General features: G+C 69.1%; 12 protein-coding genes. 4 read left to right on the top strand and 8 right to left on the bottom strand.

The window, feature by feature from the left end:
* Positions 1-32 precede the first annotated feature (32 nt).
* The gene (locus OG474_RS42730) at positions 33-1625 is read left to right on the top strand and encodes an RICIN domain-containing protein (protein WP_405059398.1); all 1593 of its coding nucleotides are present in this window, start codon (positions 33-35) and stop codon (positions 1623-1625) included.
* Here the strand turns inward: OG474_RS42730 and OG474_RS42725 are convergent, their stop codons facing one another.
* The gene (locus OG474_RS42725) at positions 1626-3557 is read right to left on the bottom strand and encodes an SEC-C metal-binding domain-containing protein (RefSeq protein WP_405059397.1); all 1932 of its coding nucleotides are present in this window, start codon (positions 3555-3557) and stop codon (positions 1626-1628) included.
* An 83-nt stretch (positions 3558-3640) separates the two neighbouring features.
* On the opposite strand from OG474_RS42725, the gene OG474_RS42720 reads away from it, so the two are divergent.
* Positions 3641-4453, top strand: coding sequence for an aldo/keto reductase (locus OG474_RS42720; protein WP_405059396.1), 813 nt, complete (start codon positions 3641-3643; stop codon positions 4451-4453).
* A 96-nt stretch (positions 4454-4549) separates the two neighbouring features.
* On the opposite strand, the gene OG474_RS42715 is transcribed toward OG474_RS42720, so the two are convergent.
* The 6 genes from OG474_RS42715 to OG474_RS42690 all read right to left on the bottom strand — a co-directional run bounded on the left by OG474_RS42715 (position 4550) and on the right by OG474_RS42690 (position 12539).
* A complete protein-coding gene (locus tag OG474_RS42715) occupies positions 4550-5830 on the bottom strand; it encodes an epoxide hydrolase family protein (protein WP_405059395.1) in 1281 nt (426 codons plus the stop codon).
* A gap of 99 nt (positions 5831-5929) precedes the next feature.
* Positions 5930-8581, bottom strand: coding sequence for an ATP-binding protein (locus tag OG474_RS42710; protein ID WP_405059394.1), 2652 nt, complete (start codon positions 8579-8581; stop codon positions 5930-5932).
* A 39-nt stretch (positions 8582-8620) separates the two neighbouring features.
* Complete coding sequence (locus OG474_RS42705) at positions 8621-9268, bottom strand: response regulator (RefSeq protein ID WP_405059393.1); 648 nt, start codon at positions 9266-9268, stop codon at positions 8621-8623.
* Complete coding sequence (locus OG474_RS42700; RefSeq protein WP_405059392.1) at positions 9265-10392, bottom strand: sensor histidine kinase; 1128 nt, start codon at positions 10390-10392, stop codon at positions 9265-9267. Before OG474_RS42700 ends, OG474_RS42705 begins: the two co-directional genes overlap by 4 nt.
* A complete protein-coding gene (locus OG474_RS42695) occupies positions 10389-11894 on the bottom strand; it encodes an alpha/beta hydrolase (protein ID WP_405059391.1) in 1506 nt (501 codons plus the stop codon). The genes OG474_RS42700 and OG474_RS42695 overlap by 4 nt, the downstream gene beginning before the upstream one ends.
* Before the next feature lie 108 nt (positions 11895-12002).
* Entirely contained in the window at positions 12003-12539 is a 537-nt protein-coding gene (locus OG474_RS42690) for a DUF6790 family protein (RefSeq protein ID WP_405059390.1), read from the bottom strand.
* A 56-nt stretch (positions 12540-12595) separates the two neighbouring features.
* Between OG474_RS42690 and OG474_RS42685 the strand changes: the two genes are divergently transcribed.
* Positions 12596-13015 (top strand): MarR family winged helix-turn-helix transcriptional regulator, encoded by a 420-nt coding sequence (locus tag OG474_RS42685; protein ID WP_405059389.1) that lies wholly within the window; start codon positions 12596-12598, stop codon positions 13013-13015.
* Here OG474_RS42685 and OG474_RS42680 read toward each other — a convergent pair.
* Complete coding sequence (locus OG474_RS42680) at positions 13002-13715, bottom strand: class I SAM-dependent methyltransferase (RefSeq protein ID WP_405059388.1); 714 nt, start codon at positions 13713-13715, stop codon at positions 13002-13004. The genes OG474_RS42685 and OG474_RS42680 overlap by 14 nt on opposite strands.
* A gap of 194 nt (positions 13716-13909) precedes the next feature.
* On the opposite strand from OG474_RS42680, the gene OG474_RS42675 reads away from it, so the two are divergent.
* Entirely contained in the window at positions 13910-14668 is a 759-nt protein-coding gene (locus tag OG474_RS42675) for a carbonic anhydrase family protein (protein WP_405059387.1), read from the top strand.
* Position 14669 lies beyond the last annotated feature (1 nt).

Raw genomic sequence — 14669 nt, 5'->3', positions numbered from 1 at the left:
GTCCGTCTCCGCCCCGACGCATTGGAGCTTCGATGAAACGTCTCTTGCTGTTGCTGGTCACCGGCGTGCTCCTGATGGCTGGGCTGGTTCCAGTGGCCCAGGCCGCTGTTCCGGCTGCGAGCGGCACGCTGCTGCAGCCTGGTGGAGCGAGTCTGTATCCGCGCGCGATCCGCCTGCAGAACAGCGGCGCCGCGAACGGCCGGATCCTGGCGAGCGTCGTCTCGTTCCGTGGCGCGGCGAGCGGGGTCGGCGTGATCCACGAGAGCACGAACGACGGCGTGAGCTTCGCTGAGGTCGGTGCGGCCGGCGACCCGGAGGCGGCCAACAACCAGGGCTTGTGCTGCGCGACCCTGTTCGAGCTGCCGCGTCAGGTCGGGTCGATGCCGGCCGGCACCTTGCTGTGGGCGGGCTCGGTCGGGTCGAACGATCGTCCGATGGCGATCCGGATCTGGAAGAGCAACGACATCGGCCGGACCTGGAGCTACCTGTCGAACTGCGCGGTCGCGCCGAACGACCGCGGCCTGTGGGAGCCGGAGTTCTCGGTGGCGTCGGACGGCCGCCTGGTCTGTCACTACGCGGACGAGACGGACGGCGTGCACAGCCAGAAGCTGATGGAGGTCCGCAGCAGCGACGGCGTCAACTGGACCGACCGGGTGCCGACAGTGCAGAGCACGAACGGCGGTCAGCGTCCCGGGATGCCGGTGGTGCGGCAGGTCAACCCCGGCTTCTACATCATGGTTTACGAGATCTGCGGCATCAGCGGCCAGTACAACTGCGTGGTCCACAAGCGCACCTCGAGTGACGGCTGGAACTGGGGTTCGCCGAGCGACCTCGGCAGCAGGCCGCAGACCGTGGATGGCAAGTACTTCGCGCATGCACCGACCATCGCGGTGGCCGGCGGCAAGCTGTTGCTGATCGGCCAGATCCTGCTGAACGGCAACGGTTCGGTTGCCGCGGACAACGGCCGGACGATTCTGGCCAGCACCGAGGGTGGCAACGGTTTCTGGTACGAACTCGAGTCGCCGGTGAAGGTCCCGAACCCATACGACAACTACTGCCCGAACTACAGTTCGCCGCTGGTCGGTTCGGCCGACGGCAACCACGTTCTGCAGCTGGCGAGCGACTTCAGCAACGGCGACTGCGAGACCTTCTTCGCGACCGGTTCCACGAACGGCACGCAGACGGACACCGACGTGATCGGCGGCGCGACGTACCGGCTGATCAGTGCGCAGAGCACCTACTGCATGGACGTCGCCGCGGACTCTCGTGAGTACGGCGGCCGCATCCAGCAGTGGTACTGCAACGGCCTCGGCCCGCAGAACTTCCAGTTCACTGCCGAGGGCAACGGCTTCTACCGGATGAAGGGCGTGAACAGCCAGCTCTGCGTCGAGGTCACGAAGAACTCGTTCGAGCCCGGCGCGAAGATCCAGCAGTTCGCCTGCCAGGACGGCGGCTGGCAGCGCTGGAAGTTCGTTAACGTCGGCCGCAACTACTACAAGATCGTCGGCCAGAACTCCGGCCACTGCCTCGACGTCGCCGGCGGCTCCACCGCGCCCGGCGCCGACCTCCAGATCTGGTACTGCAACGACCACCAGCCCCAGATCTGGAAGCTCGAACGCCGCTGACTAAGCCTCCGGTACGGCGTGCGCGGGGCGCCGGGTGCTGAACTCGATCAGCTCGTCCGGGGTCGGCCCGGAATCGAGCAAGGCGATGAGCTCGTCGCGCTGGTCCAGCGCGACGAGCTCGACGCCGCCGAAGACCGCCGGACCGTCACCCGACTCGGCGATCCGGACCAGGACCAGATCGCCGGTCGTCAGTTCGGGGCTGGCGGCGCGTTCGCGAGCCTGCTCCAGCTCACCGCTCCGCAGGTCGCGCAGAGTCAGCTGCGCACCGGGGATCACCTTGGTGACCTCGTACACCGAGCGGGACGTCTGAACCCATTGCTGCGCGAGCAGTTGCTCGTCGTCCGGCAGCAGGACACCGCGGGTGCTCAGGAACTCCGCGAAGATGCCACCTTCGAACAGCAGCGCGTCCATGACGAGCGGATCGGTGACCGCGTCGAAGAACTCCTCCTCGGTCTCGGCGTACTCGGCCCGGACATCCGCCAAGTGGCTGTGCATGGCCTCGCGCGGCGGGTCCATCAGGTACCGGCAGGCCTTCTCGTACAGCCACAGCGCGCGCTCCTCCTGCGGGAGCGCGCCGCCGGTGAGGTGGCACTTCTTGTACTTCCGCCCGGATCCGCACCAGCAGTCGTCGTTGCGCCCGATGTCCGTTCGGGGCGCCGCGTGATAGCGCTGGAAGGCCTCCAGCATCTGGTCGTCGTCGGGCGCACCCATCCGGCCGAGCAGTGACAGACCACGGGTGGTGTCACCACGGTCGAACGCATAGCGAGCCAGGTCGAAGAGGCTCAGCGGCCAATCCGCATCGAGCGATTCGGCGGCCAGCAGCGTCTGTTCGGCGGTCGCGACGTCGCCGAGCAGCTCCTGGGACTTGGCCCGGAGCCAGAGCAGCGCGGGGCGAGCGGACCTCGGCAGTTGCGGCTCGAGGATCTTGGTGAGCCGAGCCAGCGCAGCAGCCTTGCCGGCGTCGTACCGAGTCGTGTGTTCCAGTAACGCGAGGGCGACCACCGGCTCGTCCAGAAGTGTGAGCAGCTCCTGCGACTCCTCGGTCAGCTCGGACAGGTCGTCCACCTGCTCGTACAGCCTGTTGGCCTCGATGACGGCCAAGGCCTCTTCTTCGTCCAGCTCGAAGTGCTCCATCACGTTGGCGATCCGGCTCTCCGCGCGCCAGGCCTCGAAGTCGAAATCGGCCCGCGCGTAGAAGTCGACGAGCCGGCGCAGGCCGTTCGCCGCGAAGAGCTCGTCCAGCGGTAGCAACGGCTCGCGGAAGAGCTCGGGATCCTCGGCACACAACAGCCAGATCGCGGCATCGAGCTGCTCGGGCTCACGCCGCTCCAGGAGGACGTTCAGCGCGTGGGCGGTCGCCGTACTGGCTTTTGTGCCGACCAGGCCGTCTGCAACCTCGAGACCGAGCCCGTCGCCGGCGATCCGCAAGGCGATCACGTCACCGGACTTGACGCCCTTGCCACTCCAGTAGCCCGCGGGGAGCAGGACCACCTCGTAGTCGGTCATGTCCTCGAGCGGGATGCCGCGCTCCTCGAGCTTCTTGGGCTCGAAGGGCACAACGATCAGCTCGACGGGGGTGCCGTCGAGCAGTTGCGCGTCCTCGGTTCCGAACAACAGCGCGGCCGCGGTGAGGTCGGGCGTCAGGAAGAGGACGTCGTGAGCGGCCTCGGTCTCCGTCACCCGCCGGGCGAACGTGCGGCCGGCGAGCAGGGTGGGCAACCAGGCCCAGCGGTCGTCGGCGAGCAGCACCACCTGGGAGTCGGGCTCGCCGTCGAGGGCGCCTCCCCAGGCTTCCGCGGGATCCGCGCCGAGGTCGACGCCCCGGCGGCCCAGCTCGGTGAACAGCTCGTCATCGGTCAGCGGCCCGCGCGCGGCGAGAATCTCCGCCGCGGCCTGCAGGATCGGGTGGTGAAGGTGCTCGGCGTCGCCCATGGGGGGCAACTCTAGGCCCCGGGAAGATCGGAGGCCGCTGACGGGTTGCGTAGGGTTGTGAGCCCGAACCCGAGGAGGACTGCGTGACGCAGTTGAAGCTTTTGAACGGTACCGAGATCCCCGCGGTGGGACTGGGTGTGTGGCAGGTGGAGGACGGCGCTCAGACCGAGCAGGCTGTCTCGGCGGCGCTGGAGGCCGGCTACCGGCTGATCGACACCGCGCAGGGCTACGGGAACGAGGCCAGCGTCGGGAAGGCGATCCGGGAGAGCGGGATTCCGCGCGAGGAGATCTTCCTGACGACGAAGTTCCTGCCGGCCAAGGACGACCCGTACGTCGAGGCCGAGAAGAGCCTGGAGCGGCTCGGCACGGACTATCTCGACCTGTACCTGATCCACTGGCCGCAGGGCGGTCCGACCTGGGCCTGGCCGGGGATGGAGAAGGTCAGTACGGCGGGCCTGTCGAAGGGCATCGGCGTCTCGAACTTCAGCGCCGCCGAGCTCGCCGAGCTGGCGAAGGTGGCCGAGATCCCGGCCGCGGTGAACCAGGTCTACTTCAGCCCGTTCGCCTACCGCCGCGCGCTGCTCGACGCGAGCAACGAGGCGGGCCTGGTCACCCAGGCCTACAGCCCGCTGGGCACCGGCGAGCACCTCACCGACGCGGTCGTCGGCCGGATCGCCGAGGAGCTCGGACGCACCCCCGCGCAGGTCCTGATCCGCTGGGGCGTCCAGAAGGGTCTGTCGGTCATCCCGAAGTCGACGCACCGCGAGCGCATCGTGCAGAACTTCGCAGTCTTCGACTTCGAGCTGGACGAGCAGGCCGTGGCCGCTCTCGACGCGCTCGACACGACGAACGGCACCGCGGACGGCTTGGCCGCCACCACCAAGTGGTGGAGCTGACCTAGCCGGTGGGCATCGGGTCCGCCCCGACCCTGATGCCCACCGACGGTCACTACCGCAACTGCCTACAGCTCTTATCGGAGCTTTTTACAGCTCTTATCGGAGCTTTTTGAAGGCAGTGCGGAGTTCTTGGGTGAGGAGCTTGGGCTGTTCCCAGGCGGCGAAGTGGCCGCCGCGGTCGACCTCGTTCCAGTGGATGAGGTTGCCGAAGGTCTTCTCGCCCCAGCTGCGCGGGGCGCGGTAGATCTCGGCCGGGAAGACGGTGACCGCGACCGGCACCCGCGGGATCGGTACGGCGTTGAACGGGCCACCGCCCGCCTGTGCGCCTTCCCAGTACGAGCGCGAGGACGACGTACCGGTGTTGGTCAGCCAGTAGAGCGAGATCGCGTCCAGGATCTCGTCGTAGGTGAGGACCTTCTCCGGGACGCCGCCGCTGTCGGTCCACTCGGCGATCTTGTCGTAGTAGTACGCCGCCATCGCGACCGGTGAGTCGGCGAGCGCGTAGCCGATCGTCTGCGGGCTCTGGTTCATCATCGCGGCGTAGCCGAAGCCGTCGCGGTAGAAGTGCAGCAGCCGGTCGTAGGCGACCTTCTCCCGCGGCGAAAGGCTCGCCGGTGCCGCATCGAAGTTCCGCAGGTGCCGCAGTACGTCGTCCGGAACGGTGCCCGGCATGTTGATGTGGATCCCGAGCAGGCCCTTGGGTTCCTGGGTGGCCAGGATCTCGGAGATGATCGCACCCCAGTCGCCGCCCTGCGAGACGTACTCCGGGTAGCCGAGCCGCTGCATCAGCTGGTGGAACGCGGTCGCCATGTGGCCCGGGTTCCAGCCGACCTTGGTGGGCCGCCCGGAGAACCCGTACCCCGGCAGCGTCGGCAGCACGAGGTGGAACGCGTCCTCGGCCTTGCCGCCGTGCGCGGTCGGGTTGGTCAGCGGGTCGATGACCTTCAGCAGCTCGATGATCGAGCCCGGCCAGCCGTGCGTCATCAGCATCGGCAACGCGTTCGCGTGCTTGGACCGGATATGCGCGAACTGGATGTCCAGCCCGTCGATCGAGGTGATGAACTGCGGCAGCGCGTTCAGCTTGTTCTCGACCGTGCGCCAGTCGTAGTGCGAACCCCAGTACTCGACGAGCGGCTTGAGCTTGCTCAGCTGCGCGCCTTGGGTGCGGTCGGCAACGGTCTCGCGGTCGGGCCAGCGGGTGCCCTTGATCCGGCGCCGCAGATCGGTGATCGCGGCCTGCGGCACCTTGATCTTGTACGGCCGGATCCGGGCGTCACCGTGACTGGTGGTGGCGGCCTGGGCCAGGTTCGGTACGCCGAACTGGACAGCTGCCGCACTCGCGGCGGCCAGGCCGAGGAACTGACGGCGGTCGGTCATGGGGAGGGCTCCTTCTGAGCTGCGGACTGACACTTGTCCGTCCACCATCGCCAGACCTGAGCCGGGTCGCCCCAGTGAGCACACTGGGAGGACCACTGGTCACCGGGGGAGCGTGTCCCGCAGCTGCCGCCGCGACGTGATGCCGAGCTTCGCGAAGGTCTTCCGCAGGTGCCACTCGACGGTTCGCGGGCTGAGGAAGAGCTGCGCCGCGATCTCCGGATTGGTCAGACCGTCCCGGGCCAGCCCGGCGATCTGCGCCTCCTGCGTGGTCAGCTCGTTCGCCGTCTCGACCGAGCGCTTCCGGACCGTCTCGCCAGTCGCGAGCAGCTCGTGCCGCGCCCGCTCTGCGAACGCCCCAAGCCCCAGCTCAGTCAGTACGTCGTACGCCGTCCGCAGCTCGGCGCGTGCATCCGCGCGTCGGCCTTCGCGACGCAGCCATTCGCCGTACAGGAGCCGACCGCGGGCCGCTTCACCCCGCAGACTCGTGCGGTCGTAGAACTCGATCGAACGCCGGTACTCCGCTTCGCCGCCGTTCAGCAGCGCCTCGACGCGCGCCTCGAGGCCACGACTCCAATCAGTCGGTACGGCGGCCGCCCGCTCCCGCAACCACGTGAGCGTCGACTCGACCAGCTTGCTGTCGCCGGTCCGCGATGCGGCTTCGGCGAGCTCGCCGGCGACCAGGGCGCTGTACCCGATCACCTCCTGCTCGAAGAGCCAGTGCGCGGCATCCCGGGCGATCTCGTAGCGACCGAGGCCATTGTTCAGAACGGCCTCCGCGTACGTCGTCAGCACGCCCGCGCGACCGCGATCCGGTCCGGCCGCGGTGGCCGGTTCGCCACGGAAGGCGGTGAGCAGCAGGGCGCCGTACTCGACCGATGGATTGCCGGTCGCGGCCGCGATCCGGCGTTGCTCGTCGACCATCCGGCCCGCAGCGGTCAGGTCGCCGCCGATGCAAAGCAGCGCCGCGCCGAAGTCGAGCGCGAACTGCAAGCGCAGCAGGGCTCCCGTCTGCCGGGCGATCCGCTCCTGCCGAGCGACCAGTCGCCGCGCGCTCTCGAGATCCCAGAGGTCCACGGCGACGATGCCGACGACCGTGTGCCCAGCCACCTGGTCGGAGTGGTCCCGCAACCCAGCCGCAACCGCCTTGGCCAGGTCGGGGGCGGCCACGACATAGCCACGGGTGAACCGCGCCGCAAGCGCATGCAGGAGCGAGTCCTCCGCCCCAGTCGCCGAGTCGAGCGATCCCGGAATGGCCGCGGCAACCTCCGCGACGATCCCGGTGGTGTCGGGGACGGCGGCCCAGATCGCCGCTGCCATCGCCGCGAGGTGCGTGCTCTGCGCCAGATCAGGCTTCAAGGATTCGAGCCGGCGCGCGGCGTCGAGCAGGGTCGCGGCGGCGGCCCGGTTCTCGCCTTGGTCGAACTGGATCTCACCGCGCAACCGCTGCGCCAGCGCCGACCGCAGCTCGTCGGGCGGGCTGTTCTGCAGGTTGTCGAGCAGACCGAGCGCGGTATCGAGCGCACCGCCGGCGCACCGCGCGGTCGCCGCGGCGAGCAGTCGCTCGGCTCGCCGTTCGGGATCGAGAGTCAGCTCGACCGCGCGCTCCAGGAAGGCACCGGCCGCGAAGTGCCCGCCGCGTTCCCGAACTCCGGCTGCGGACCGCTCGAGGTCGGCCGCCACGTCCTCGTCGGGCACTGGGCTGGCCTGCGCGCGGTGCCAGGCACGGCGGTCCGCGTCCCGATCCGGATCGGTGACCTCGGCCAGAGCCAGATGCGCAGCCTGTAGATCCGATGCGGTCGCCGTTCGGTACGCCGTCGATCGGACCAGCGGATGCCGGAACCGGATGTGCGTGCCGAAGGTGATCAGCCCGGACTCGAGCGCGGTCGTGGCCGCGTCCGCGCCGAGACCCAGCTGCTCGGCAGCTCGCCAGAGCAGCGTCGGATCGCCGAGTGGTTCGGCAGCGGCCAACGTCAGGAGTTGTCGGCTGGCGGTAGGCAACTCGTCCAGCCGCCGTTCGAAGCTCTCCTCGATCAGCGCGGTTCGGCCGGAGGAGTTGGCGGGCCCGACTCCGGTGTGCGGGAGTTCGAGCAAGGCAAGCGGGTTGCCCTGAGCCTCGGCGACGATCCGGTCCTTGACCCGCGGATCGACCAGCCCCGGCAGGGCCATCTCCAGCAGGGTCTGCGCGTCGGCGCGATCCAGCCCGGCGAGCTCCAGTTCGCGCAGTCCGGTGAAGCCGTGCTCGATGCCGTTGCGGACGGCAATGATCATCACGACCGCCTCGGCGTTCAGCCGCCGGGCCACGAAGGCGAGGATGAGTTCGGACATCTTGTCCAGCCACTGTGCGTCGTCGACCACGCACACCAGCGGCTTGTCGGCGGCCGCGTCGGCGAACAGGTTCAGGACGGCGAGTCCGACCAGGAACGCGTCCGGCGTCGGTCCGCTGACCAGGCCGAACGCCGTACCGAGGGCTTCGGCCAGTGGGGCCGGCAGCCGGTCGAGATCGGCCAGGAACGGCCGGCAGAGCGGATACAGACCGGCGTACGCGAGCTCCATCTCGGCCTCGACCCCGGCCGTCCGGGTGAACCGGCAGCCGTTGGTCCGGTCCTCCATCGCCTCGAGCAACGCCGACTTCCCGACGCCCGGCTCGCCACGCAGTACCAGTACCGCACTGCGCCCGCCACGGGCCGCCTCGATCAGGCGATCGAGTTCGGTGCTCTCCGTACGGCGCCCCACGAGCTCAGCTCTGACCACCCTGGCATCGTACTGACCGATTATGAAGAACCTGTCTGCTTACCGCAGCAGTCCGGACTCCCAGGCCCAGACGGCGACCTCGGTCCGGTTGCGGGCGGTGATCTTGCGCTGGACCGAGGTCAGGTGCGACTTCACCGTGGACAGCGAGATCATCAGCTCCTTGGTGATCTCGGCGTTGGTCCGGCCGCGGGCGACTGCCAGCGTGACGTCGAGTTCGCGCTGCGTGAGCGCCGGTACGGCGGGGCGCGCCTTCCCGCTCGTCGCGCTGAACTGGGCAAGCAGCCGAGTGGTGATCGACGGGGAGACCAGGGACTCGCCATGCGCCGCCGCGTGCACGGCCTCGATCAGGAGCCGCGGGCCGGCGTCCTTCAGCAGGAAACCGCAGGCCCCGGCGCGGAGGGCCTCGTGCACGAGCTCATCGAGGTCGAAGGTCGTCACGACGAGCACCCGCAGCGGGTTCCGGACGTCCGGACCGGCCAGGATCCGGGTCGCGGCCAGACCGTCGACGAGCGGCATCCGGATGTCCATCAAGGTGACGTCCGGCCGGAGTTCCTTGGCGAGGGCAACGGCCTGCTTGCCGTCGGCCGCCTCGCCGACCACCTCGATCCCGGGCTCACGCTCCAGGATCAGCCGGAACCCCGTGCGTACCAGCGCCTGGTCATCGGCCAGCAGAACGCGCAGCGTCACGATTTCTCCTTGGGCAGGGGCAGCTCAGCGAGTACCCGCCAGCCGCCCTCGCCATCCGGTCCGGCGGTCAACGTGCCGCCGAGCGCATCGATCCGCTCGCCCATCCCGATCAGTCCGTACCCACCCGCCGTACGCCGAGTGCGCGTCGAACCGTCGTTGCGGATCGCGGCGCGCAACCTCCGATCCACGACCTCAACCACGACTGTCACCTGGCGCGCTTCGGGTGCGTGCTTGCGGACGTTGGTCAGGGATTCGAGGACGATCCGGTGGACGGTCGAGACCGTCTCCGGAGCAACCGCCAGCTCGGCCAGCCCGGGGGCGAGTTCGAGCCGGACGTGGTCGTTGCCATCGACAACGGACTCGATCGCCGCGACCAGACCGCCGGTCGTCACCGGCGGTGCATCTTCCGGACTGCGCAGTACGCCGACCAATCGTCGTACCGCGGCCAGTGCCTCGGCGCCCGCCTGCTCGATCTCGCCGAGCATCTCGTGTTCGGTGCTGTCGGCAAGGACCACCTGGGCAGCCTGCGCGCGGACGACCACGCCGGTGATGTGGTGCGCGACGAGGTCGTGCAGTTCCCGGGCCAGCGCCAGCCGCTCCCGGTTCCGCGCCGCGGCCAGCGCCGCCTCGCGACGAGCGGCGCTGTCCCGCAGCATCAGCCCGACCGCCAATCCGACGCCCCACAGCACCGCCCAGACAATGGCCACGGTCAGAGTCGGCTGGTTGCCGTCGTACCGGAGTAGGGGTGCGGCGACCATCGCGAGCCCACCCAGGACCGCGAGCGCGCCGGCCCCGATCGAGGCGAGCCGATGACAGCACGCGCCGATCAGGAGCACCAGCGCCAGGGACTCGCAGTCGCCGGCGAGGGGTGCGCTCGGGTTGGTGAGCCAGCCGACACCGCTGCACAGCAACGAGATGGCGATCGCGACGGCCGCGAGCTGCCCGGTGCGTTCGGGGTAGCGGCGGCGCAGCAACGCGAGCGCGCTGATGGCCGCGCCCGACGAGAAGTAGAGAATCTCGCCGGGCTGGGCGCCGTCCAGGATGAGCCGCCGGATCAGGTCGTCGAGGTTGAGCCCGACGAGAAACACGATCTCGGCGATCATCAGGACGCGGGAGCGTGTCACCGGGGCGCCGCCGCGGCCGAGCAGCCGTAGTCGTGCGCCGGGCGGACACCGGTGGTCAGGAAGGTCGTCACCGGATAGTTCGCGCACTGGTTCCGGCCGAAGAGGTAGACGCCGTGACCGCCGGCGTCGGCGGTGATCATCATGACGCGCTGCCCGAACGCCTGCCGCATCTTCCGGGCACCGGCCAGGGGAGTGGCGGGATCGCGGAGGTTCTGCACCATCAGCACGTTAGCCGGACCGTGGTCGTTGATGCGGACCGGCGCCTCGGTCGCGTCCGGCCAGTAGGCGCACGGCTGGATGTTGGCCCCGGCCGCACCGAACAGCGGGTAGCGGACCCGGTCGACGGCGACCGCTCGCTGGTAGGTCTTGACCGACGTCGGCCAGCGCGAGTCGTTGCAGATCATCGCGTACCGGCCCGAGATGACCTGGTCCGCGCCTTCGGCCACACTTGTCGAGCTACCGGGCGGCGGTGGCGGCGGCTGGTTCGCGTCGAGCGCCTTCCACGCCTGGGCAAGTACCGGCATCTGCGTGGCGCCGTACAGATAGGCGAACGTGAGCAGCCGGAACATGGCTCCGTCGTAGCCGCCCTCGACGGGCTTCGTGTCGAGCCTCGCGGCCAGCTCGTGGTACTTCGCTGTCACCTGAGCGGGCGTCCGGCCGAGACCGTACTCGCGGAAGTTGGCCGCCAGGTACGCCGCGAAGTCCGGGAACCGGTCCTCGACCCCCTGGCTCCACAGGCGTTCGCTGGAGTAGTCCCAGCCGGCCGGCCCGAGATTGCTGTCGAGCACGATCCGGTCGCTGCGGTTGGGGAAGAGCGTCGTGTAGACCGCGCCGAGGTGCGTGCCCCAGGATGCGCCGAGGTACGACGTCTTCGCCTCGCCGAGCGCGCTGCGGATCTGGTCCATGTCACGCGCGGTATTGGCGGTCGAGATGTGGGGGAGCAGCGCGGCGGACTTCGAGCTCCAGCACTGCTTGGCGATCCGCTGGACGTCGACCGCCCGGTCGGCGACGGCGTCCGCGCTCTTCGCGTACGGCGGGATGTTCCCGTAGAGCTGCTGTTCCGCCGTCAGGCCGCAGGTCACCGGCGTACTGTGCCCGATCCCGCGCGGATCGAATCCGATCACGTCATAACTGTCGAGAACACTCTGCGGCAGCTTGGCGGCCACGAGGAGCGCCGGATAGCCGAGGCCGGCGCTGGGGCCGCCAGGGTTCGTCAGGAGTACCCCGCGGCGCTGGGCCGGGTTCTTGCTGGCCACTCGCGAGATCGCGATGTCGATCTTGCGGCCGGACGGATCGGCGTAGTCGAGCGGCACCTTCAGGGTTGCGCACTGCATCCCCGGTGGAACGGGCACGCCCGGCGAGACGTCCGCCGGGCACGCGCCCCATTTCACATCACTTGCTGGTTCTGGATCTGCTGCTTCTGGTTGGGCTTGCGACGTACTGGGGATCAGTGCTGTCGCCACGGTGGCGGCGGCAACGACCAGGGACAAGGACTTCCGCATCTCGCGTTCCTCCCGAGCTCGCTGTGGACACCGCTCACTCTTCCGAGCGGACCGCTGTCCCACATCGCACGGGCGGCTACTTCGGCCCCGGCCAAAAGTACGAGGGGATCAGGCGAGGACGGGCTGGGCGGTGGCCGGTACGGCGGCCTTGGCCTGGCGCTGGGCGTGGACGGCGAGGGCGATCATGACGGCCGGGATCAGCAGGTCGTAGACCAGGACGCCGCCGGTGTTGCCGGGGGCGTGGTCACCCTTGAAGAAGAACTGGTACAGGTGGCCGAGGTCGGCGCCCCAGAGGAACATGCCGGCGCCGAGGCCGACGGTGAGGCGCTCACGGTTCGACGCCTTCGAGGACGCGGCGCGGAAGGCCAGGACGGCGAGGCAGAGGTTGGCGCAGCCGATCTCGAACTCGAAGGGTGTCTGCTTGAAGCCGATCGCCTCGGACATCACCCCGGGGATGGTGAAGAACGAGACGACCATCCAGGCGCTGCCGCCGCCGAGGGCGGCGCCGGCCCACCAGCGCTGCCAGGTCTCGAGCCTGGCCTCGGGGGAGGTGTTGTGGCGGTTCTTGAGGGTGGCCCCGATGACGGCCAGCAGCAGCCAGATCATGGGAACGGACGTTTGGACGACGAAGCTCGGTGTGCTCATGAGGTCAATCTTGCATGGTTAATATTAACAAGTCAAGATCCGTGTATGCTCACCCTGTGGATGAAGGATTGGCAGACTTGTTGCACCGCGTCGTACTGATGGTGGGCGACGCCGGGCGCCGGCGGACCGACGACTCCGGCGGCCTTACCTACAGCCAGTTGCGGCTGCTCGGCGCCGTGGAAGACCTCGAGCCGGCCACGCAGCACCGGCTGGCGCAGGCGACGGCGGTCTCGGACCCGGCGATCAGCCGGGCCCTGAAGCCGCTGGAGGCGGCCGGGTACGTGCGGGTCGTCACCGACCCCGACCACCGCCGCCGCCGCCTGGTCACGCTCACCGAGGCGGGCCGCGCCGTCTTCCACGACAGCGGTAAGCCGCTGGTCGAGGAGTTGCGGGTGTATCTCGTCCAGGCGGGTTTCCCGTACGAGCGCTACTTGGAGGACACCACTCGGCTGGCCGAGCTGCTCAAAGCGACCTAGTCGCCCGCAGGATCATGAACGGCGGCCGGTCGACCAGTTCGGTCGGCGCGTCCCCGCCTGCCACAACCCGCCGTACTGAGTCATAGCCGGCTGCGTGCAGGCCCTCGAGCAGTACGTCGGTCGCCCAGCTGCCGGACTGGAAGCTGAAGCTGCCACCGGCGTACGAGATCGTGGCCTTGTACGGCTGCCGGCCGTCGATCGCGGGGCCGTTCGGTTCCTGCTGGACTCCGTAGCGACCGGCCTGAGTGCCGAGTACGTCCCAGTCGGCGTCGGCGTTGGCGGTCACGAGCAGCAGGTCGTCACCGGCGACCGCGAAACCCTTCATCATGGCGTCCAGGTCGGCCCGCGTCTCCGCGTGGTTCACCAGCCACATCGCCGTGACGAGGTCGAAGCGACCGTCTTGCGCGCCGAGGACGGCGTCGCCGATCAGGTACTCGATCTCGCCGGGCACTGACTCCGCGATCGCGATCATTTCCTCGGACAGGTCGACCCCGACGACCCGGTCTGCCCCCTGCGCGGCCCACAGCCGGCTGTAGAAACCGGTCCCGCAGCCCACGTCGAGGACGGTCCGCCCGGCCAGTCCACCGACCTCGGCCAGTACGACGTCCTGCTGGAACCGCCCGGCCACCGAAAGATTCCACTGGTCGTAACGGCCGGCCAGCGTCGCGTACGTCTCCATAGTTCCCCCGAAATCCGTCACCTCGTTGCTTGACGCATCGAGTCTGCCAGTCAGTACGCACGGGGACCCGGGAGTGGACCGGACGAACACAACGATGGCACGTTCGGGCAGCCTGACCGGGGGTGTTGTCGTCCGCGTCAGGTATCGGGCAGATACTGCTCCAGGCGACCGGATGAGGCCGGCCGCCTTCTGCCCACAGTTTCGGAGAATCACCCATGCCCGGTTTGACCCGGCGTTCCGTCCTATTCGCCGTACCCGCCGCTGCCGCCGCCATCGCATCCCCGGCCCTGATCAGCCGAGCGAGCGCCGCCACGCCGCACCAGAGCCCGATCGACATCCACCGCAGCGGAGCCGTCGTGAGCCACGACCTCCCGGCGTTGCACGTGCACTACCCGCGTTCGCTCGACCTGGAGATCCGCTACGAACGCAAGGACTCCGGCCAGCCCGACGGCTGCGAGCACCGCACCGCCGAGGAGACCGTGCTGGCCGAGATCCCGGCCGGCGCCGCCTGGGTGACGCTCGGCGGAGTTCGCTACGACCTGGCGAACTTCCACTTCCACACCCGCTCGGAGCACCGCCTGGACGGCCATCAGTTCCCGCTCGAGCAGCACTGGGTGCACATCGGCTCGAACGGCGAGAAGCTGGTGATCGGCCTGTTCATCACCACCGGCGGTCACGGCGGCACGCTCCAGGACCAGGCCCTGGCCACCGTCCCCGCCGAGTGCAGCGAGAACGTCCGCCTGCATGCCGCAAACCTGGCCGCGGCGCTCCCGACCGACCTGTCCACCTTCCGCTATGACGGTTCATTGACGACAGATCCCTACACCGAGCCCGTCTCCTGGCTCGTCCTGAACCACATCCGCGAGATCAAGTCCTCCTCGCTGACCCACTTCCAGTCCCGCTTCCCCGACGGCGACAGCCGCCCGCTCCAGCCGCTGAACGGGCGCACCGTCAAGTACCGCCCGCAGCACTAGC

The sequence above is a fragment of the Kribbella sp. NBC_01505 genome (genome assembly GCF_045040285.1).
GTDB lineage: Bacteria > Actinomycetota > Actinomycetes > Propionibacteriales > Kribbellaceae > Kribbella.
Note: the sequence above shows the minus strand (reverse complement) of the source record. Positions and strands in the feature narration are given on the sequence as shown.